Raw genomic sequence first — 19,721 nt, forward strand, 5'->3', positions numbered from 1 at the left:
GGTAAGTTATTGTGTGAAACTGATCACATTAACTAATGGATATTGTTAACATGAAAACAACCCTTGCTCTATCGATGGCGACCTTGCTGATTAGCTCCAGTGCGTTTGCTGCCGATTTCTCGGCCACTAAAGACAAATTGGAAACGGCGCTGGCAGCTGATATTCGAACCGATAAAGAAGTCGCTCGAGATAGAAATCGTAAACCCGTTCGCACCCTCGAGTTCTTTGGATTTCGAGATGACATGAAAGTGGTAGAGCTAATGCCAGGCGGCGGTTGGTATACCAAACTCCTAGCCCCTGTAGTTGCTGATAAAGGCCAATACTATATGGCCATTGGCACCAGCAGAGCTTCGAAAGCCGTTGCCGGACAGGCTGGGTTCGACAAGGTTAAAGTCACTGCCGAGGAAGCCAAAATATATCGACCGGAAGGCTCTAAGTTTTATGCGTTAGAAGCCGATGGTTTGGGTGTCAGTGATATGGATATGGTGCTGACCTTCCGTAACTACCATAACTTCAGCGAATCAGGCCGTGCAGTCATGAACAAAATGGCATTCGATGCGTTGAAATCTGGTGGTGTGTACGCGGTGGTAGATCATACTCGTCGACACATGCAAGCTACTGACAACGAAAATCGCCGTCGTTTTGACCCAGTGTTAGCGATTAAAGAAATTCAAGCCGCGGGTTTTAAATTCGTAGATATGACGGACTTACACTATAAGCCAGATGATGAACTGCGCTACGAAGTAGGTCGTAAGTCTGTAACCGGCAACTCGGATCGTTGGACACTAAAATTCGTTAAGCCTTAAAACTTAAGGCTTGAGCATCAATAAAAAGCCGCTTTCAAAGCGGCTTTTTTTATGACTGATGGCGCGCGTATAGATTCGATAACACCTCATCCAAACTCACATCTTGGTCCTGTAACACCACCAATAAATGGTAAAGCAGGTCCGAAGACTCATCGATGAGATTTTGCCGGTCCTGAGTCACCGCCGCCAGTGCAACCTCAACTCCTTCTTCACCCACTTTCTGCGCTATGCGCTTGGTTCCACGAGCGAACAATGAAGCGGTGTAACTGCCATCAGAAGCATTGGCTTTTCGCTGTGAAATCACATTTTCTAGTTGTCCTAAAAAGCTTTGCGCGTCAATTTGGTTAAAACAGGACACAGTGCCAAGGTGACAGGTTGGACCCTCAGGCCTCGCTTGAATGAGCAGGGTGTCGTTGTCGCAATCTAGGCAAAGGCTATCCACCATCAAGTAGTGACCAGAGGTCTCGCCTTTAACCCAAAGTCGTTGTTTGGTGCGACTGTAAAAGGTTACCTTGTTGGTGGTTAAGGTTTGTTGTAATGCGTCTGGGCTCATGTAGCCGAGCATCAACACTTGGCCATTTAAGTAATGCTGGATAACGACAGGCAGTAGTTGCTCAACTTTATTCCAATCAATGTCATTTACCCAAGTGGGCATGGTATGTGCTGTCATAATCGTACCTGTACTTGGTGGGACTGTAAGGTCTGTTTTAGCTCTGATATTTCTATAATCTGTTTATGAAATACGGAGGCTGCCAAAGCAGCATCAACCTGAGCTTGTTGGAAAACTTCTACAAAATGCTCGATGCTGCCAGCGCCGCCGGAAGCAATCAAAGGCACATCGCATAAGCGTCGTATTTGCGCCAGTTGCTTAATATCGTAACCGTTACGAACGCCGTCTTGGTTCATGGTATTTAACACAATTTCGCCGCAGCCACGCTTTTGCACTTCTTCTACCCATGCTTGGGTAAACCAAGCGGTGTCTTTGGTGCGGGACTCATCGCCGGTAAACTGCTTAACTAAGTATTGACCTAGTGCGTCTTGGTAACTGTCTATGCCAACCACCACACACTGTCTACCAAACTCATCGTGAAGCCGTTCAATTAGGCTTGGATCCGATAACGCTGGAGAATTTACTGACACTTTATCGGCACCAAACGCCAGTATTTCTCGAGCACTGTCTACATTGTTTATACCGCCGGCGACACTGAATGGAATGTTTATCACCTCGGCAACTCGACTTACCCAGGACTTATCGACAGTACGACCGTCGCTAGAGGCGGTAATGTCGTAAAACACCAGTTCATCGGCGCCTTCTTGTGCGTAGCGCAGGGCTAATGGCTCAATGTCACCAATGATTTCGTGATTGCGAAATTTGACCCCTTTAACCACTTTACCGTTGCGAACATCGAGGCAGGGGACTATGCGTTTGGCCAGCATTGTATTGCCTCCGACAGGCTAAAATTATTAATCAACAAAGCTTTACCTACGATAATGGCGTTAGCGCCGCTCGCTTTAACCGCTTCAATGTCTGCAAGGGTAGCGATACCACCGGAAGCTTGCCATTGGATAGTTGGATACTCACTGCAAAGGTCTCGATATAAATCGCAATTTGCGCCGGCTAATGTACCGTCTTTGCTAATATCGGTAACTAATACATGCTTAAGCCCTAATGGTAGGTAATGATTGAGCACATCCTCGATGGCTCTACCGCTGCCTTGTTGCCATCCACTCACGGCCACTTCTTTGCGGCCGTCGATGTCAATGTTGACATCCAACGCCAAACAAATGCGCTCTGCGCCGTATTCTTTGAACCACGCTTGTACCAACTCTGGTTGACTCACCGCTACAGAGCCTATCACCACTCGAGCAACACCGGCATCGAGCAATTGTTGAACATCTTGTTGGGTTCGCACTCCGCCACCGACTTGAACACGGGCATTTACTTGACTCACCATCTTAGAAATAAGCGCTAACTGTCTTTTGTTTGGATTTTTAGCCCCATCTAGATCCACGATGTGCAACCACCGCGCGCCCTTGCTATCGTAATCTTTAAGGCGTTGAATGGGATCAAATTCAAACGCTGTTTTTTGTTGATAGTCTCCTTGGTAAAGCCGTACTACTTCACCGTCTATTAAATCTAACGCTGCGATGATCATCGTTGCCACTCCAGGAAGTTTTGTAAGATGGTTGCGCCAACCAAAGCGCTTCGTTCAGGGTGAAACTGCAAACCAATAAAATTATCTTTGGCGATAGCGGCACTAAAAGCTTGCCCGTATTCGCTTTGGGCCACAGTAAATTGCGACAGTGGTGCTTGAAAACCGTGCACATAATAAACGTACGCGCCTTCGTCTATACCGTTAAAAACCGGGTGGTTTAGCTTTTGTAACTGATTCCATCCCATATGAGGCAAGGGTAATCCATTGTCACTAAACGCATTAATTGTGGTGGGGATTACATTAAGACAGGATTGCTCGCCTTCATCACTGTAGGCGCTTAATAGCTGCATGCCTAAGCAAATGCCTAAGGTGGGTTGATTAAGAGAGGTCAGACAATCGACTAACTCCGCCTGTTGAATGCTTTGCATCGCCGCTTGAGCAGAGCCTACGCCGGGTAGAATGATTCGCTCAGCGGCTTGAATGACCTGCGGATCCTTGCTCAACAAAGGCTGTTGTTGTAATCGCTGCAGGGCAAATTTAACCGATGCAAGATTGGCACAACCCGTGTCTACGATAACTAGTTGGCTCATCAAATCTCCTTACAGTACGCCTTTGCTTGATGGAAGTTGGTCGCTTTCTATCTTTTTCGCTTGGCGCAATGTTCGTCCAAAGGCCTTAAACAAACTTTCAACTTTATGATGCTCGTTATCGCCTTGGGTGGAAAGGTGCAAGGTACAGCGCAGTCCATCCGCTAAACTCCTAAAGAAATGAGGCACCATTTCGGTGGCCATGCCGCCGACACTGTCTCGTTTAAAGTCAGCGTTAAAAACCAAGAAAGGTCGTCCTGATAAGTCTAATAAGCACTCGGCTTTGGCTTCATCCATTGGTAAGCTAAATCCAAAACGTTGTACCCCACGCTTATCTCCTAGAGCGATGCGAATCGCTTCCCCTAATGCCAATGCGGCATCTTCAACGCTGTGATGATCGTCTACGTTAAGATCCCCTTCCATGGTTAAGGTAAGTGACAAATTTCCGTGGGTGGCAATTTGTTCCAGCATGTGATCGAAAAAACCGATACCCGTGTCAGCTTTGCAGCGGCTATTGGCGTCTAAATCCACCGACACCGATATTTGAGTTTCGCGAGTATTTCTTTGCACCTGCGCCTGGCGCGGTTTATCGAGAAGCTGACGGGCAATGGCGAGCCAATCATAGCTGTTATTGCTGCCTTGGCGTTGATAAAGCAAACCATTAATGCCCATGGCTTGAGCCATTTGCATATCAGTGTCTCGATCACCAATAAAGGCTGACTGTTGAAAATCAATACGACCGCTGGTGAGCCAATGCTGAACCAAACCAAGCTTAGGTTTTCGGCAACTACAATTGTCGCTATCAAAATGGGGACAAATGAGCTCCTCAATAAAATGTATCCCCTGACTGGCGAAGGTTTCCAACATTTTATTGTGCGGCTTGTCGAAATCCGCTTGTGGGTATGAACTGGTACCTAAGCCGTCTTGGTTGGACACCAACACCAATTGATAGCCGGCGTTTACGAAACGCAGCAACACCGGAATAACGTTGGGTTCAAACACCAGCTTTTCTAAACTATCAACTTGCTTATCTGTAATGGGCTCTTCGATTAAAGTGCCATCTCTATCGATAAATAAGAGCTTTTGTTTCATAACTCATCCTTTTTGTGCGCAAATATCGCTAAGCGCAGTTTGAAGTCGGTTCATTTGAGATTGGTTGCCAATGCTAAAGCGCAGGCACGAAGTCAATCGTGGGTGACTGTAGGCTCTAACCACAATGCCTTGCTTCGCTAATTGTTGTTGCACGTAGTTAGGGTCGTCAAAGCGCACTTGCACAAAGTTTGCGCCGCTGGGATACACTCGAGTGACCTGTGCTAACGTGTTAGCGAAGGTTACGAAAGATTGCTTTAACAAGTTCAATTGTTCAACCTGACTTTCCATTAAAGCTAATCCTTGGGGGCTAACTGCTTGTTCCGCTAACTCGCTGCTTGGCAACGGAATCGGGTAGGGGGCGATGACTCGATTAAGAATATCAATAATGTCGCTGCTCGCCAGTACATAGCCAACTCGAGCCCCCGCTAAAGCAAAGGCTTTAGATAGGGTTCTTAATACTACCAAATTGGGCAACTGAGATAGAAAAGGCACCATTGAGTGTTGTGGTGAGAACTCGATGTAGGCCTCGTCGACCACCACAATCTGATTGGGTAAATCTCGACAGAGTTGCTGCAGTTTATCAATAGAAACTAGATTTCCCGTAGGATTGTTTGGGTTACATACGAATACCAGCTTTGAGCGCTTTGCCTGCTCGGCTAGCTGCATGGGCAAATCGAAGCTGTCATCCAGTGCCACTTCGACACAGGCTACATGATAGGTTTGCGCGGTAATTTGATACATGCCATAGGTGGGTACCGCGTAGCAAATGCTATCGATTCCCGGTGTGCAAAATGCTCTAATCAGCAATTCGATGCCTTCATCGGCGCCGCGGGTAACCAATACTTGCTCATCACTCAGCTTTACGTAGTTGGCGTAATGGCTGCGAAGTTGGTTTGGTTGTGCTTCAGGATAGCGGTTAATACTCGCTGAAGATTCTCCCTCAAGAACAGTTGAAGACTCTCCGTTAAGAACAGTTGAAGACTCAAAATTACAAAACGGTGACTCGTTGGCGTTCAACCAAATTTCGCCACTACCGCCAATGCGACGAGCCGATTGATAAGGCGTAAGTTCTAGCAGTTCGTTGCGACACAGTCGCTTTGCTAACGTAGTCATGACAGCTCCTTAAGACGAACCGCAACCGCGTTTTCGTGTGCGTTTAGCCCTTCAGCATTAGCCAGTGTCATCACACTGTCAGCAATTTTCATCAAGCCGTTCTTTGATAAGGTTTGCACAGTGAAGCGTCGCTGAAAATCCGCCAGCGACAAACTTGATACCGTTTTGCTGAAACCATAGGTGGGTAATACGTGATTGGTGCCCGAGGCGTAATCGCCAACAGACTCCGGGCTATAGGGACCTACGAATACTGAGCCTGCGTTTCGAATGCCCGCTAATACGGTTTGGTTCGACTCGGTTTGTAAAATCAAATGCTCAGGAGCGTAGCGATTAGATACCGCAATGGCTTGGGAAATATCTTCAACCACAATGATTCTACTGGAGGCCAACGCCTTAGCCGCGATTTCTGCCCGCGGCAGTTGTTGGAGTTGCTGTTGCACCGCATCTTGTACGCGATCGGCAAACGCACAACTTAAACACACCAACATGGCTTGCGAGTCTTCACCGTGCTCAGCTTGTGAAAGCAAGTCAGCCGCCACAAACTGCTCAGATGCCTGGTCATCTGCGATTACCAACACTTCAGAAGGGCCGGCTGGCATGTCAATACTGGCACCTTGTGGGTCAAGGCTGACTTGAGTCTTAGCCTCGGTAACATAGCGATTACCTGGACCATAGATTTTGTCGACCTTGGGTACGGATTCAGTACCGTAGGCCATAGCGGCAATGGCTTGAGCGCCACCAACTTGAACAATTTCGCTGACGGCGCACGCCTTTGCTGCGTATAAAATAGCGGGATTAATCGGTGGAGGACTGGCCAAGACAATGCGCTTGCAGCCGGCGATTTTTGCAGGAACAGCAAGCATTAATACCGTGCTGATCAAAGGCGCACTGCCTCCAGGAACGTACAAGCCAACGCTTTCTATGGGTTCGCTTCGTAGCTCACAAACAATACCAGGCTGGGTCTCTACCTTAATCGGCGCTGACGTTTGAGCGTTGTGAAAGCGACGAATGTTGTCAATGGCTTGGTCTATTGCTGCAACTAACGCATCGGGCAACTCGATGGCTTGTAGATCACTTGGGTTAACCACAATGTCGTTAAGCTCATGTTTATCAAATTGCTTCGCGAACTCCCGCAGAGCACTGTCTTTCTCAGTTCTTACCTGACCAATAATATTAGTCACGGTTGGAGACAGTGTTGCATCGGCCACCAATTGATTGCGTTGTAACACCTTTTGCTGAGCCGCTTCATTTAGCGCCTGCCATACCACTTGTTCCATTGCCGCTCTCCTAGCCCAACATTTTTTCAATGGGCATTACCAGCACTGACGAGGCACCGAGTTCCCGTAATTCTTCCATCGTATCCCAAAATAGATCCTCAGAGCTGACTGCGTGTATGGCCACTTTGGATGGATCATCATTTAACGGCAATATCGTTGGATTTTCAGCTCCAGGCAGTAAATCAACAATGGCATTCAGTTGAGATTTTGGGGCGTGCAACATGATGTACTTGCTTTCGCGGGCTTTAATTACGCCGTTGATGCGCGACATTAATTTATCGATGAGGGCTTGCTTTTCATCACTTTGAGTTACAGCGGATTGCACAATGGCCGATTGGCTTTCGAAAATAACTTGTGTTTCCACTAAACCGTTGGCCTCTAAAGTGGCTCCTGTGGATACTAAATCACAAATGCCATCCGCCAAACCAGCTCGAGGTGCCACTTCCACTGAGCCCTTTAAAAGACACTCTTGAAACTCAATGTCGCGTTCTTGCAAGTATCGCTTGAGTAAATAAGGGTAGGTGGTAGCAATGCGTTTATTTTGGAGACTGGCGAGTCCTTGGTAGTCGAACTCTTCTGGCAAGGCAATCGACAGTTTACAGCGGCCAAAATCAAGCGGTTTCAGTTTTTGGTATTGGCAAGCTTTATTGGCGGCTTGTCGCTCGAGCTCTACTTCTTCGAGAACGTTTTCCCCAACAATCCCCAAATCAACAACCCCATCCATGACTAACCCCGGTATGTCGTCGTCTCTCACTTGCAAAATATCAATCGGGAGATTATCGACTCTGGTGATTAATCGGCGCTCGTCTACATTAAACTTGAGACCACAACGACGCAGTAACAGGTGTGACTCTTTGCTTAAACGGCCCGACTTTTGTACGGCAATTCTCAGTCGATTGTTTGTCATTAGTTATTTCCTTTCTATCAATACAAAAAAACCCTTGGAGTCCTTCCAAGGGTTTTCATGTAGAACCATCGAAAGGATTGCCCTTCGATCGCTATGCGTCAAAGGCTATCGGTTATTCAAATGATGGTGATGCTGTGTGTGAAACATGGCGATATCCTGACGATAAATAAGTAATGAGTAATCAAAACTAAAGCCGAACTAATAAGATTGCAAGCGCTTTTATAGCATTCTTAAAAAGCTTCAACGATTCGTGAGCGCTCGCAGTTGTTGTGTATACAAGTCAAACGCCGCAAGCTGTGGCATACTGGTGATACTCGACAAATATACTGAAGACTTTGTAACCATTTATGTCCCTTGAAAAACTGTTTGACCAAGAGAGTCAACTGGCGCATGTGTTACCCGGTTATCAGCCACGTAAAAGTCAAGTCGAGTGCAGCATTGCAATAGACAAGGCGTTTTCTGATGCAACTGCTTTATTGGTCGAAGCTCCCACAGGTATCGGTAAATCATTGGCGTATTTGCTTGCGGGTTTACATAAGGGCGAGCGCTTATTGGTATCGACCGCGACCAAAAGCTTACAGGAGCAGTTGGCGCTCAAAGACATAGCCATTGCCGCTCGAGCGTTAAAGCGGCCTATTTCTCATGTGGTATTAAAGGGACGTCGAAATTACATATGCCCTTTGAAATTGTCTGACGCACTGCAAGATTACTCAAGTTTTGATGACGTCACTCAGTCTCGCTTGCTGCAACTTGAGCATTGGCAGGCTAACGACGACACTCAAGATTTGGATAACTTTACCTTAGACTTAACGGATCAACAGCGTCGACAGGTAACCATTCAAAGCGCTGAATGTTTATCGGAATACTGCCCCAAATTTTCACAGTGTCGCTACCAAAAACAGCGTCTAGCCGCTATCGATTGCGACGTTGTCGTCGTCAACCACCACTGGCTGTTGAGCGAATTAACCATGGCGAATGACCAGGACTGGATCAGGTTTACTGAGCGAAATGTCGTGTTAGATGAAGCCCATTGGTTGCCTAAGGTCGGCCTGCAAATACTAACTCGTGGTTGGTGGTTTAACGCCATACTGCAATGGCCGTTATTAGTGAATGCTCAAAGCCCGCAAGCCTTTGAAATTAAACAAGCCATCTTAAACTTAGCTCAGCAGCTTCAGCATTGGTTAACTGACATCACTGACATTGAAACGGACATTAATCCTAACATTGACCGTGGCGAGCGACTGCTTGCAGCCCTCAACAACAATCCTGTGTGGTTAGGGCAATTGAACCGGCTACAACAGGATATAACAGCTCTACAGCTTAATGATCCAAAGTTAGTGCTCCTTGGGACGCAATTGACGCAAGCCTGTGAGGTGTTGAGTGGCTGCCTGCATTTGCCCACAGAACAAGTGCAAATAGAGTTTGTTGGAGGATATCCTCAGATTCGATTGTTGCAGAGTACCGAAAAAAGCTGGCAAGCGCTTTGGAACAAGTTGCCCAAAGGTAAAGCATTGATTTCGTCAAGCTTAGCCATTGAAGAAGATATGAATTGGTTTGCTCGTTTGATTGGGGTAACGCCACAAAAAAAATTGCGATTATCGCAGACGTTTGATTATCAGCGCCAAGCTCAGTTACTCATTCCTAACGACGCTCCCCATCCTAATGCCGATTTTAACCAACGAGCGCATTATTTAGCTATGCTAATTAGTAAGTTAGCCGATGCAGGCCAGGGGAGATGCCTGTGTTTGTTCACCAATTTGGAACTCATGCAGCAAGTGGCGTTGATGCTTTCGCAAAGCACACAGTTAAAGGTATTGGTGCAAGGACAATACCCGCAAGGCAGCCTAATCCAGCGCTTTCGCTTACTAGGCAACAGTGTATTACTGGCAAGCAAAAGCTTTTGGCAAGGCGTCGATATGCCCAGTGGCAGCGTAGTGTGTACTCTAATCGACAGAATACCTTTTATGTCACCGCAGTCTAAATCGGCGGTGGCGATGCAGCACGCAATGGCGTTGTCGCAACAACAAACCTTTAATCAGTTGACCTTACCTATGGGAATTTTAGAGCTAAAACAAGGGGTAGGTCGCTTAATTAGACGTGAAAATCAACGCGGGTTGCTGGTAATATGCGACCCGCGCTTGCAAACAGAGGCTTACGGCACAAAAATGCTAGCGTCACTGCCGCAGATGAAAAGATGTTCTAGCATAGAAGCCGCGCTTGATTACCTAAGAGAGTTATGATGAATCGAATAATTTTGGCGATTGATACCTGCACAGAGCTTTGCTCTGCAGCCTTGTGGATTAACGGTAACCTTGATGGTTTGGCCAAAGAAGCGCCGCGGGAACACAGCCAACAGTTGCTGCCAATGGTGCAAACCTTGTTAGAGCGCCATAACCTGAAATTGACAGACATCGACGGACTGGCGTTTGGTCGAGGGCCGGGCAGTTTTACTGGCATTCGAATTTGTACCAGCATGGCGCAAGGCTTGTCGCTCGGTGCCAACCTTCCGTGTCAGGGCGTCTCTACACTTGCAGCCATGGCCCAGCAAGCGCTGCAAGTACATCAAGTGCAGCAGGTGGTGTGCGCTATCGATGCCCGCATGGGTGAAGTGTATTTTGGCCACTATCGCTTGCAAAACGGACAGTTGCAGCAAGTGTCTAAAGAAGTCGTGGCAACCCCTGAACAAATTCTGCAACAAGTTAGTCTAGATAGCGCTCCTGCCATTGCCGTAGGAACCGGATTCGAAAGTTACCCGCAATTGTTGCAACTCGCGCCCGCGCTTACACTGAGCGATCAGGTTCGTTTTCCTGATGCAAAAGCCATAGCATCTATAGCGGCTAGTTCAGATGAGTGGCACAGCTGTGAGTCCATAGAGCCGGTATACCTGCGCAATACCGTTACTTGGAAAAAGTTGCCGGGCAGAGAATAACATGACCAAGCAAATACGGTTTTTTAGTTTGCTGATTGCGGCAATCATTATTACTTACGTGCCTATTATTGGTTTGCCGCTCAACTGGTTAGAAACTTATTTTCATGAAATATCGCACGCGCTAGCGACCGTATTTACCGCCGGTACTGTAACGTCGTTGCATTTATACCTTAATGGCTCGGGACTTTGTTTCAGCCAAGGGGGGTGGTCGACCCTTATAGCCTTTAGTGGATATGCCGGCGCGTCACTTTGGGGAGCCGCCATATTAGTGATCAGTGCGAAACCTAAGTTTGCCAAGTGGGTGTGCAGTCTCATATTGGTGTTGCTGGTTGTTAGCTTGCTGCTTTGGGTTAGAGACTTATTAACGGCTATTATCGTGATTGGCTTTGTGGCGCTGTTTGGTTTTTCTATGCGCTTTCCAAGCAATCGTTGGTTGGCGTTAGCGATGCAGTTAGTGGGCATGACGGTGTTGCTTAATGCCATAAAAAGCCCTCTCTATTTATTGCTTACCCACAAACGAGGCGACGCCTTCATGTTAAGCCAATTAACCTATGTTCCGGCGCTGGTATGGATTGTTATGTGGTTTTCTATATCGTTAGTGTTACTTTGGTATTGTTGGAAACAACTTACTCGGTCATAACAGCCTATGAAATTTAACCAAACACCAGTGCCCTTAGTTGCGCAAACTTGGGGAAACTCAGAAAAGCCGTTGCTGCTGTGTTTGCACGGATGGTTAGATAATTCTCAAAGCTTTGCAGAACTTGCTCAGTATTTGAGCAACGACTTCTATATTGTGAGCTTGGACTGGTCTGGGCATGGAATGTCCGACCACCGCCCAGGAAATTACCCTTATCATTGGGCCGATTATTTGTTGGATCTTGCGGCCGTCATCGAGGAACTCCCAAAACCGCCCTTGGCGATCATCGGTCACTCCCTTGGTGGGATAGTGGCATCGGCTTTTGTTGCGATATCGCCGGAGTCAATCAACAGGTTAGTGCTTATCGAAAGTTTTGGTCCGGTCACGGCAAAGCCTGGGCAAACTCGAGAGCAATTGCACACCAGTGTTAACCAGCACCTGAGTCGACTTAAGAAAGAAAAAGTAGCGAAACCTTTTGAGTTGTCGCGCATGATTGAGGCCCGAGCAAAGCTGTCTGGGTTAACGCCTGCGCAAGTGCAACCTATGCTTGAACGAAACGCTCGTAAGGTAGCTGGTGGTTGGTTATGGCGAAGTGATGCTCGGCTGAACAGTGCTTCTCCGATAAAAATGAGCGAAGCGCAGGCCAAAGAGCTACTAAAGCCGCTGACAACGCCCACTTTGCTCATCCAAGGTAATTGCAGTGCTCACAAGGTAAATCGCTACCTAGAGCAGCGCCGAGACTGGTGGCGCGCGCTAACTGTAAAGTCGGTAGACGGTGGTCATCATTGTCATATGCACTCTGCACAGGATACGGCAAATAAAATACGAATTTGGCTAGCAAACACAGGTTTGCGTTAGTCTAGAACTATTGCTCTAAATATGTGATATTAGTCGCAAATAATAGGGCGGTTGCGAAATAGAACTTAAAAGAGCCGCTCGCAGAAAAAGAGCGCACAAAGGAGATAATGGTGAACAAACCATGGCTTGAGAACTACCCTGAAGGTGTTTCTCCAGAATTACAAGAAAGCGACGATAAAACCTTAGTGGATGTATTTAATACAGCCGTCAATCGTTTTAATGACAATCCGGCCTACGACAACATGGGTGTGACCATGACGTTTCGTAAGCTGGAAGAGCGCAGTAGAGCATTTGCAGCGTATCTTCAGCAAGACCTAAAGCTTAAAAAAGGCGACCGGGTTGCCATTATGATGCCTAACTTGCTGCAATATCCGATAGCCTTGTTTGGTGCGCTTCGAGCCGGAATGGTTGTGGTTAACGTTAATCCGCTTTATACACCGCGAGAGCTTAAGCATCAGTTATGCGACGCTGAAGCAAAGGTATTGGTGGTGGTTTCAAACTTCGCCAACACCGTAGAAGCCGTCATTAAAGAAACCCCGGTTGAAAACGTCATCATTACCAGCCTTGGCGATCAGCTCGGCACGGCGAAAGGTACCGTGGTGAACTTTGTGGTTAAGTACATCAAAAAAATGGTACCTAAATACCATATTCCCAATGCGCTTTCGTTCAAACAAGCGCTGCGCAAAGGTCGCAGACGTCAATACGTTAACCCTCGACTTAATGGCGATGATTTGGCGTTTTTGCAATACACAGGTGGCACTACTGGGGTGTCGAAAGGCGCCATGCTGACGCACACCAACGTGGTATCGAACTTAAATCAGGTGGATCAATACTACAGCAAGCTGTTAGTTGAAAATGAAGAAGTTATCGTAACAGCGCTGCCGCTTTACCATATCTTCGCGCTGGTGGTAAACGGACTGCTGTTCTTAAAATTGGGCGCTCACAACATCCTCATTACCAATCCTCGTGATTTGCCGGCGTTCATCGCCGATTTGGAAAAATACCCATTTACCTGTTTAACCGGTGTGAACACGCTCTTTAACGCCCTTGTCCATAACGACGACTTCGCCAAAGTTGATTTTAGCCAACTGAAAATGTCGTTAGGCGGCGGTATGGCGGTGCAAAAAGCAGTGGCCGATAAGTGGATGGAAGTGACTAAGTGTCGCTTGCTTGAAGGCTATGGCCTTACCGAAAGCTCGCCTGTGCTCACGGTAGCACCGTCCGATTTACCAGCATACAATGGCTCCATTGGTTTGCCGATCCCAGGTACGGACTTGCGCATCGTTGATGATCAGGGCAAGCCATTACCACTGGGAGAAACCGGCGAAATTCAAGGTCGCGGTCCACAGGTGATGAAAGGTTACTGGAAACGTCCAGAAGCCACCGCAGAAACCGTTGATAAAGACGGTTGGTTGTCTACCGGTGACATTGGTTACATGGATGAGCGGGGCTACACCTTTATCGTGGACCGTAAAAAAGACATGATCTTGGTTTCGGGCTTCAATGTATTCCCTAACGAAGTGGAAGGCGTTGCTGTAACTCACCCAGCAATTATCGAAGCCGCGGCAATTGGCGTGCCGCATCCGGTTTCTGGAGAAGAAGTGAAGCTGGTTGTGGTGTCTAACGACAGCAAACTTACCAAAGAAGATGTCATCAGCCATTGTCGTAAGAATCTCACTGGCTATAAGGTGCCTCGTCACGTAGAGTTTAGAGATGAGCTACCCAAAACAAATGTCGGTAAAATTTTACGACGCTTGTTACGAGATGAGCAGCAAGCATAATACGACACAACAGCTGGCCTAGGTCAGCTGTTCTATTATTGGAGAGGCTGAGTGCCAGATTATCAATACATAGCAGAGCAGGGCGAGTTAGACCGATTGGTTGACGCCTATCAAACAGCAGAGGTTTTAAGTCTCGACACCGAATTTGTGCGGCAGCGAACCTACCATGCTGAATTTGGCTTGATTCAAATATACGACGGTGAGCAACTGGCTCTGATTGACCCAAGAGTAGGTCTTGACCTATCGGGATTTTGGGCGCTATTGACGGATCCGACTATCGTTAAAGTGCTGCACAGCTGCTCAGAAGATTTGGACGTATTTGCCCATTACGGCAAAGTGATCCCAGCCCCTTTGTTTGACACCCAAATCGCCAGCGCTCTGTTAGGAGATGGACCGGCACTGGGTTATGCAAAATTGGTGGAGGAGCAACTGGGCATTAGCATAGATAAAGGTGAATCGAGAACCGATTGGACCCGCAGACCTCTATCTCAAGCGCAATTAAACTATGCCGCAAATGACGTGCTGTATTTACATCAAATATACCCGAAATTGGCTAAGCGCATTAATGACAGCGAGCGCGAACAGTGGTTAACACAGGAGTGTCAGCGTTTGTGTGAAGGACGTTTGCTAACACCTAACCCAGAGCAGGCGTATTTGCGAGTAAAAGGCGCGGGTAAGCTTAGCCGGCCAGAGTTGGCCGTGTTAAGAGAGCTAGCCAGTTGGCGCTTAAACCAGGCCATGAGTCGCAATTTAGCGGTGGGGTTTGTGGTTAAAGACGCCGGCCTTTTAGATGTGGCAATGCGCATGCCAAAGAACGCTCCTCAGGTGAATCAGTTGTCATCCCTTACCGATCATGAAAAACGACGTCACGCTAAAGCATTGGCGCAATGCGTGGTAGCGACTGATTTTGACGACCTACCGCCACAATTTGAACAAATCGCACTAAGCAATGCCTATAAGCAAGCGTTGAAACGCTTAAAAAGCACTGCACTAACCATAGCCGAGTCTCATCAGGTCGCAATTGAAACCTTGGCGCCTAAACGTTTGTTACACGAATACCTGTTGTGGCTGCATCATAAAAAAGAAGGTAAACAACCGCTGGTACTTAATGGCTGGCGCGGCAGTTTGTTAACCAGCAGCTTTGAATCGCTTGCTGTTCAAATCTAACTTTTAGCAACTCGATGCTGTCGCCAATATTGGATGTGGTATAGTACGCCAGATTTTGTGAATAGAGCGTAATTAATGAAAATTTGTGCCGTATATAAGAGTACTCGTCGCGCGGATACTTATCTGTATCTGAAGAGTAAAGACGATTTTAGCTGTTTGCCTGAAGCGCTTTCCAACTTGTTTGGAGCGCCAAAATTTGTGATGTTATTGCCAATATCCAAGTTAGAAAAGTTGGCCATGGCTGACATTGAATTGGTAAAAGCGGATTTGTTAGAAAAGGGCTTCTATTTACAACTGCCACCACCGCAAGAAGATTTGCTCAAGCAGCACAGAGCACAACAAAAACAAGATTAATAAAACAAGGATGATTATGCGCTACTTTATTGGCTTAATTTTAGGGTTAGGTTGTGTGTTCACAGCCACAGCGGCTACAAGTTTTGACAGTTACAGCGATTATGTGGCTCATGTAGAAAAGCAAGCGGTTGCCAGCGGTATGACTGAATCGCGTATTAAGCCTATCTTGTCGAGTGTAAAACGCTATAAGCGCATGAGCGTTGAAAGCCCATTAGCGGAAGAAGCGCCAGAGATGAATTTAGAGCGCTACCTGCGTCAATATGCCCCCATGGATAAGGTGCGGCAAGTGCGCAGCTATTATAATGATCACCAAGCCCTGTTTGAACAAATTGATGCAGCCTACGGCGTGCAAGTGCGCTTTATCGTGGCCAAGTGGGCTTTGTTGCATGACTTTGGTAGAGAGCAGGGCAGTTTTCCTGCGTTGTCAGTGTTAATCAGTCGCGGATACGCTGACCAAGATAACGCCTATTGGATGGAACAAACCCTTGCCGCGTTGCAGCTAGTTGTCTCTGGGCAATATCGATTGGAGCAACTAACCAGCAACGGCGATGGTTTGCTAGGGCCGTATTTACTGTCTCCGACGCAGCTTCTTAGTTATGGTGTAGATTACGACAATGACGGTCGAATCGATGTTTGGAATAACCTGGGTGATATTATGGCAACCTTAGCCAATGAGCTTAGTGAGCAGGGCTGGGACCGTCGACGCACTTGGGGACGACAAGCAAAGCTCACCGAAGCCTTAGACGCATCACTGTTTAATTTTGAAACGGTGCAATCGTTGGCCAATTGGGAAGCCTTAGGCGTTACCGCTTGGGACGGTGGTCGACTACCTCAAATCTCTAATATGGATGTTGGCTTGGTTGTGCCGGATGGTATCGAAGGACGTATTTACATAGGCTACCCCAATTTCAAATTGCTGATGGGAGAGTCATTTCCATTTTATCAAGCGATTGCGACCGCCTATTTGGCGGATCGGATCAAGTTTCAATAACCAGTCATAGGTAAGGTTGTAAGTTGGCGTCGAAATACAAAGCTGGAACGGGTTTTTGGGAAACCAAATCATTATCAGAGCTAACCAGCGACGAGTGGGAACAACTGTGTGATGGTTGCGGCAAGTGCTGCCTCAATAAAGTCATCGATGACGACACCGACGATATTTATTACACCGAGGTGGCCTGTAAACTCTTAGATGACAAGAGCTGCCAGTGTAAGCAATATGAGACCCGATTTAAGTACGTGCCGGATTGCGTCACCATTACCCTAGAGAATATCGAGTCACTGCCTTGGTTACCTAATAGTTGTGCGTATAAGCGCTTGTATTACGGTGAGTCGCTTCCCAAATGGCATTACCTAATTGCTGGCGATAAGCGAAAAATGCACAGAAAGCAAAAGTCGGTGCAGGGTAAAACCATTTGCGAAACTCAAATAAAAGAATTGCAGGACCATATCGTCATATGGCCCATCATGGACTAGCGCTGTTTAGCGGCGAGTTGAGTTAATACATCCACACCGGACTGTTGCAGCATCTCTAATAGCGAGATTAATGGCAGTCCGATTAGAGTATTGGGGTCACGGCCTTCTAAGCGGTCAAATAGCGCAATACCTAAGCCTTCACTTTTAAAGCTTCCAGCGCATTGGTAAGGCTGCTCTGTGAGCAAGTAACCTTCAATTTGTTGTTCCGTTAACGCTTTAAAATGCACCTTAAACGGCTCCACCAAACTTTGGTAGCTATCGTTACTGCTGTCATACAAGCATAAGCCGGTGTAAAAGGTCACCACTTTGCCACTGGCTTGTTGAAGTTGTTTAACGGCGTTGTCATGCTGGTATGGCTTACCTAGAATTTGGTCGCCGTTAAGCGCCACTTGATCGCTGCCAATAATCAGCGCATTGGGGTGCTGCTTAGCAACGGCTCGTGCTTTTTCGATGGCTAAGCGTTCGACTAACTGTGGCGCACTTTCGCCACAGAGTGCGGTTTCATCGACCTCGGGCTTGGCTGTTTTAAAATCAATGTTAAGTTTTTCTAAAATTGCTTTTCTAAACACCGAAGTGGAGGCTAAAATAATGGTTTTAGACATAGGAATGCACTGCTGAAATTGGGCAAATTAAGCCGTAAATAGGATAAGTTGGACAAGCTTAACCTTGGTTGCAGGCTTGGGCAAGAGAGATATCTCTCAAAGCCCGAGGCTAAAAGGGTGTTAGCGGTGTTGGATAACACAACAAAGGCGAACAAGATCCCTTGACAATAGCCCTAAGCTCGGTAGAATGCGCCTCCTGTGCGGATTGTTTGAGAATGCGCGCCTATGCAACAAATTAAGATACCGGTTACCATCGATCCGGTTCGAGCAGCTAATAAACGGCTTGAATACCAAGGAGTTATCCCTGGTAGACAGCTAAAGCGATTGAACGGGATTTGTGCCGGCGACTGTTCCGAAGTGACGGTGTCATTGGAATGCGGAGTTGATGTTCAAGGGATAGTCTACCTGAGAGGGAAGGCTGTGACGGAGCTCACCTTGGAGTGCCAACGCTGTATGACGCCATTTAACACAGAGGTAATGGTCGACTTTTGTTTTACGCCTGTAAAGGATGAAACAAAAATCGATGAGCTCCCGGATATGTATGATCCGATTGTAGTGAATGAGATTGGCGAAATTCACCTACATCAGTTAATCGAAGATGAACTGATTGTAGCCATGCCTATTATTGCCATGCACCGTGAAGGTGAGTGTCAGATGGGTAGCCAAGATCTTACCGTTGGTAAGGTTGAAGATGTGCAAGAGGAACGTCCAAATCCGTTTGCCGTGTTAGAGAAGCTGAAGAGCAAGTAATCAGGAGACTAGGTCAATGGCCGTACAACAGAATCGTAAAACCCGTTCAAAGCGTGGCATGCGTCGTTCACACGATGCTTTGACTACCACTCAATTGTCAGTGGATAGCCAAACCGGTGAGAAACACTTGCGTCACCACGTGACTGCAGACGGTTTCTACCGTGGTCAAAAGGTTGTCAACAAGTAGTTGACTGCCCATGACTAATCTGACGCTTGCGTTAGATGCCATGGGGGGCGATCATGGCCCCCAAATGATAGTGCCTGCCGCCGTGCAGGCACTTGAACATTCCCCGCTTCTAAAAATCATTCTTGTTGGTGATGAGAGGGTGCTATCCCCAATTCTTCGTCAACATCAAGCCCAATTACATCCACGACTCATCGTTAAACACGCCGCTCAGGTTGTGGCAATGGACGAGCGACCTCTTTCCGCTCTACGTAATAAAAAAGCCTCTTCAATGCGAATAGCGCTTGATTTGGTGGAGCAAGGAAAAGCCGACGGTTGCGTAAGTGCTGGCAATACCGGTGCCTTGATGACCATGGCCAAGGTGTTGTTAAAAACCCTGCCTGGTATCGACAGACCGGCCCTGATTACCGGCATGCCGTCGATAAATCAAACACCCACTTATATGCTGGATTTGGGGGCTAACATCTCCTGTGATTCAGAATTGTTGTTTCAATTTGCTGTAATGGGCGCGGCCATAGCTGAGACCGTCGACAACATTAAGTCACCAAGAATCGCGCTGTTAAACGTTGGCGTTGAAGACATGAAGGGCAACGATCAGGTTCAGCAAGCGGCGCAATTGCTCAAAGACACTAAGCAACTCAATTATATTGGCTTTATTGAAGGTGACCGAATATACAGCGGTGACGTAGATGTTATTGTTTGTGATGGGTTCGTCGGCAACATCGCCCTGAAAAGCAGTGAAGGTGTGGCTCGTTTAATGGCGGATAAAATTCGAGCCAGTCTGAATCGTTCACTTATTACTCGATATTTCGCTCGAGTATTTTCTTCCAAACTCAATTCCGGTTTGAATCAGATGAACCCCGACCACTACAATGGTGCAAGTTTGATAGGATTGCGCAGCATTGTAGTAAAAAGCCATGGAAATGCTGATCAAGCTGCATTTACCCAAGCAATCAACTTGGCAATCATGGAAGTCGAGCGTTCACTGCCGCAAAAGGTGACCGAGCGTTTAGAACAAATACTGTTGGATAAGAGCAACTAGACATTA

At 47.1% G+C, this 19,721-nt stretch carries 22 protein-coding genes; 13 read left to right on the forward strand and 9 right to left on the reverse strand.

Going from position 1 to position 19,721, the window contains the following annotated elements; translation table 11 throughout:
• Positions 1-50: 50 nt before the first annotated feature.
• On the forward strand, positions 51-806 hold the full coding sequence (locus CLC91_RS09160; protein WP_233132606.1) for a class I SAM-dependent methyltransferase: 756 nt from the start codon (positions 51-53) through the stop codon (positions 804-806).
• 49 nt (positions 807-855) lie between these two features.
• Here the strand turns inward: CLC91_RS09160 and hisIE are convergent, their stop codons facing one another.
• From hisIE to hisG, 8 genes are read right to left on the reverse strand one after another with little or no spacing between them, the layout of a single operon-like run.
• Positions 856-1,476 (reverse strand): bifunctional phosphoribosyl-AMP cyclohydrolase/phosphoribosyl-ATP diphosphatase HisIE, encoded by a 621-nt coding sequence (gene hisIE / locus CLC91_RS09165; RefSeq protein ID WP_095499489.1) that lies wholly within the window; start codon positions 1,474-1,476, stop codon positions 856-858.
• Positions 1,473-2,243, reverse strand: coding sequence for an imidazole glycerol phosphate synthase subunit HisF (gene hisF / locus CLC91_RS09170; protein ID WP_095499490.1), 771 nt, complete (start codon positions 2,241-2,243; stop codon positions 1,473-1,475). Before hisF ends, hisIE begins: the two co-directional genes overlap by 4 nt.
• On the reverse strand, positions 2,225-2,962 hold the full coding sequence (gene hisA, locus CLC91_RS09175; RefSeq protein ID WP_095499491.1) for a 1-(5-phosphoribosyl)-5-[(5-phosphoribosylamino)methylideneamino]imidazole-4-carboxamide isomerase: 738 nt from the start codon (positions 2,960-2,962) through the stop codon (positions 2,225-2,227). The genes hisF and hisA overlap by 19 nt, the downstream gene beginning before the upstream one ends.
• Positions 2,959-3,552: an imidazole glycerol phosphate synthase subunit HisH gene (gene hisH, locus CLC91_RS09180; protein WP_095499492.1), complete on the reverse strand. Its 594-nt coding sequence runs from the start codon at positions 3,550-3,552 to the stop codon at positions 2,959-2,961. Before hisH ends, hisA begins: the two co-directional genes overlap by 4 nt.
• 9 nt (positions 3,553-3,561) lie before the next feature.
• Complete coding sequence (gene hisB, locus CLC91_RS09185; protein ID WP_095499493.1) at positions 3,562-4,641, reverse strand: bifunctional histidinol-phosphatase/imidazoleglycerol-phosphate dehydratase HisB; 1,080 nt, start codon at positions 4,639-4,641, stop codon at positions 3,562-3,564.
• A 3-nt stretch (positions 4,642-4,644) separates the two neighbouring features.
• On the reverse strand, positions 4,645-5,754 hold the full coding sequence (gene hisC, locus CLC91_RS09190; RefSeq protein ID WP_095500307.1) for a histidinol-phosphate transaminase: 1,110 nt from the start codon (positions 5,752-5,754) through the stop codon (positions 4,645-4,647).
• Entirely contained in the window at positions 5,751-7,031 is a 1,281-nt protein-coding gene (gene hisD, locus CLC91_RS09195) for a histidinol dehydrogenase (protein WP_095500308.1), read from the reverse strand. The genes hisC and hisD overlap by 4 nt, the downstream gene beginning before the upstream one ends.
• A gap of 10 nt (positions 7,032-7,041) precedes the next feature.
• On the reverse strand, positions 7,042-7,938 hold the full coding sequence (gene hisG / locus CLC91_RS09200) for an ATP phosphoribosyltransferase (protein WP_095500309.1): 897 nt from the start codon (positions 7,936-7,938) through the stop codon (positions 7,042-7,044).
• A 347-nt stretch (positions 7,939-8,285) separates the two neighbouring features.
• On the opposite strand from hisG, the gene CLC91_RS09205 reads away from it, so the two are divergent.
• The 9 genes from CLC91_RS09205 (at position 8,286) to CLC91_RS09245 (ending at position 17,137) form a co-directional block, all read left to right on the forward strand.
• On the forward strand, positions 8,286-10,178 hold the full coding sequence (locus CLC91_RS09205) for an ATP-dependent DNA helicase (RefSeq protein WP_095499497.1): 1,893 nt from the start codon (positions 8,286-8,288) through the stop codon (positions 10,176-10,178).
• Entirely contained in the window at positions 10,175-10,867 is a 693-nt protein-coding gene (gene tsaB / locus CLC91_RS09210) for a tRNA (adenosine(37)-N6)-threonylcarbamoyltransferase complex dimerization subunit type 1 TsaB (protein ID WP_095499498.1), read from the forward strand. Before CLC91_RS09205 ends, tsaB begins: the two co-directional genes overlap by 4 nt.
• Position 10,868: 1 nt before the next feature.
• The gene (locus tag CLC91_RS09215; RefSeq protein WP_095499499.1) at positions 10,869-11,507 is read left to right on the forward strand and encodes a M50 family metallopeptidase; all 639 of its coding nucleotides are present in this window, start codon (positions 10,869-10,871) and stop codon (positions 11,505-11,507) included.
• 6 nt (positions 11,508-11,513) lie between these two features.
• Entirely contained in the window at positions 11,514-12,362 is an 849-nt protein-coding gene (locus tag CLC91_RS09220) for an alpha/beta fold hydrolase (protein ID WP_095499500.1), read from the forward strand.
• 110 nt (positions 12,363-12,472) lie between these two features.
• Positions 12,473-14,143 (forward strand): long-chain-fatty-acid--CoA ligase FadD, encoded by a 1,671-nt coding sequence (fadD, locus tag CLC91_RS09225; protein ID WP_095499545.1) that lies wholly within the window; start codon positions 12,473-12,475, stop codon positions 14,141-14,143.
• A 51-nt stretch (positions 14,144-14,194) separates the two neighbouring features.
• Complete coding sequence (rnd, locus tag CLC91_RS09230; RefSeq protein WP_095500310.1) at positions 14,195-15,310, forward strand: ribonuclease D; 1,116 nt, start codon at positions 14,195-14,197, stop codon at positions 15,308-15,310.
• Between the two features lie 75 nt (positions 15,311-15,385).
• Entirely contained in the window at positions 15,386-15,664 is a 279-nt protein-coding gene (locus CLC91_RS09235; protein WP_095499502.1) for a YcgL domain-containing protein, read from the forward strand.
• Between the two features lie 16 nt (positions 15,665-15,680).
• Positions 15,681-16,655 (forward strand): lytic murein transglycosylase, encoded by a 975-nt coding sequence (locus CLC91_RS09240; protein WP_158220720.1) that lies wholly within the window; start codon positions 15,681-15,683, stop codon positions 16,653-16,655.
• 23 nt (positions 16,656-16,678) lie between these two features.
• A complete protein-coding gene (locus CLC91_RS09245) occupies positions 16,679-17,137 on the forward strand; it encodes a YcgN family cysteine cluster protein (RefSeq protein ID WP_095499504.1) in 459 nt (152 codons plus the stop codon).
• Here CLC91_RS09245 and CLC91_RS09250 read toward each other — a convergent pair.
• Complete coding sequence (locus CLC91_RS09250) at positions 17,134-17,739, reverse strand: Maf family protein (protein ID WP_095499505.1); 606 nt, start codon at positions 17,737-17,739, stop codon at positions 17,134-17,136. The two genes, CLC91_RS09245 and CLC91_RS09250, sit on opposite strands and share 4 nt — an antisense overlap.
• A 225-nt stretch (positions 17,740-17,964) precedes the next feature.
• On the opposite strand from CLC91_RS09250, the gene yceD reads away from it, so the two are divergent.
• Genes yceD through plsX form a run of 3 tightly spaced genes read left to right on the forward strand, consistent with a single transcriptional unit; the run spans position 17,965 to position 19,715 of the window.
• Positions 17,965-18,489: a 23S rRNA accumulation protein YceD gene (yceD, locus tag CLC91_RS09255; protein WP_095499506.1), complete on the forward strand. Its 525-nt coding sequence runs from the start codon at positions 17,965-17,967 to the stop codon at positions 18,487-18,489.
• A gap of 16 nt (positions 18,490-18,505) precedes the next feature.
• On the forward strand, positions 18,506-18,676 hold the full coding sequence (rpmF, locus tag CLC91_RS09260; RefSeq protein WP_095499507.1) for a 50S ribosomal protein L32: 171 nt from the start codon (positions 18,506-18,508) through the stop codon (positions 18,674-18,676).
• A 10-nt stretch (positions 18,677-18,686) separates the two neighbouring features.
• Complete coding sequence (gene plsX, locus CLC91_RS09265; RefSeq protein WP_095500312.1) at positions 18,687-19,715, forward strand: phosphate acyltransferase PlsX; 1,029 nt, start codon at positions 18,687-18,689, stop codon at positions 19,713-19,715.
• Positions 19,716-19,721: the final 6 nt, after the last annotated feature.

The organism is Paraferrimonas haliotis (assembly GCF_002282895.1).
GTDB classification, from domain to species: domain Bacteria; phylum Pseudomonadota; class Gammaproteobacteria; order Enterobacterales; family Shewanellaceae; genus Paraferrimonas; species Paraferrimonas haliotis.

Excerpts from the sequence above, each read along its gene's own strand:
- CLC91_RS09240 (WP_158220720.1), top strand. The coding sequence starts at position 15,681 with ATGCGCTACTTTATTGGCTTAATTTTAGGGTTAGGTTGTGTGTTCACA.
- CLC91_RS09250 (WP_095499505.1), bottom strand. The coding sequence starts at position 17,739 with ATGTCTAAAACCATTATTTTAGCCTCCACTTCGGTGTTTAGAAAAGCA.
- CLC91_RS09220 (WP_095499500.1), top strand. The coding sequence starts at position 11,514 with ATGAAATTTAACCAAACACCAGTGCCCTTAGTTGCGCAAACTTGGGGA.
- yceD (WP_095499506.1), top strand. The coding sequence starts at position 17,965 with ATGCAACAAATTAAGATACCGGTTACCATCGATCCGGTTCGAGCAGCT.
- hisG (WP_095500309.1), bottom strand. The coding sequence starts at position 7,938 with ATGACAAACAATCGACTGAGAATTGCCGTACAAAAGTCGGGCCGTTTA.
- CLC91_RS09160 (WP_233132606.1), top strand. The coding sequence starts at position 51 with ATGAAAACAACCCTTGCTCTATCGATGGCGACCTTGCTGATTAGCTCC.
- rpmF (WP_095499507.1), top strand. The coding sequence starts at position 18,506 with ATGGCCGTACAACAGAATCGTAAAACCCGTTCAAAGCGTGGCATGCGT.
- hisA (WP_095499491.1), bottom strand. The coding sequence starts at position 2,962 with ATGATCATCGCAGCGTTAGATTTAATAGACGGTGAAGTAGTACGGCTT.
- plsX (WP_095500312.1), top strand. The coding sequence starts at position 18,687 with ATGACTAATCTGACGCTTGCGTTAGATGCCATGGGGGGCGATCATGGC.
- hisC (WP_095500307.1), bottom strand. The coding sequence starts at position 5,754 with ATGACTACGTTAGCAAAGCGACTGTGTCGCAACGAACTGCTAGAACTT.
- CLC91_RS09235 (WP_095499502.1), top strand. The coding sequence starts at position 15,386 with ATGAAAATTTGTGCCGTATATAAGAGTACTCGTCGCGCGGATACTTAT.
- tsaB (WP_095499498.1), top strand. The coding sequence starts at position 10,175 with ATGATGAATCGAATAATTTTGGCGATTGATACCTGCACAGAGCTTTGC.
- hisH (WP_095499492.1), bottom strand. The coding sequence starts at position 3,552 with ATGAGCCAACTAGTTATCGTAGACACGGGTTGTGCCAATCTTGCATCG.
- CLC91_RS09205 (WP_095499497.1), top strand. The coding sequence starts at position 8,286 with ATGTCCCTTGAAAAACTGTTTGACCAAGAGAGTCAACTGGCGCATGTG.
- hisD (WP_095500308.1), bottom strand. The coding sequence starts at position 7,031 with ATGGAACAAGTGGTATGGCAGGCGCTAAATGAAGCGGCTCAGCAAAAG.
- CLC91_RS09215 (WP_095499499.1), top strand. The coding sequence starts at position 10,869 with ATGACCAAGCAAATACGGTTTTTTAGTTTGCTGATTGCGGCAATCATT.
- hisF (WP_095499490.1), bottom strand. The coding sequence starts at position 2,243 with ATGCTGGCCAAACGCATAGTCCCCTGCCTCGATGTTCGCAACGGTAAA.
- hisIE (WP_095499489.1), bottom strand. The coding sequence starts at position 1,476 with ATGACAGCACATACCATGCCCACTTGGGTAAATGACATTGATTGGAAT.
- hisB (WP_095499493.1), bottom strand. The coding sequence starts at position 4,641 with ATGAAACAAAAGCTCTTATTTATCGATAGAGATGGCACTTTAATCGAA.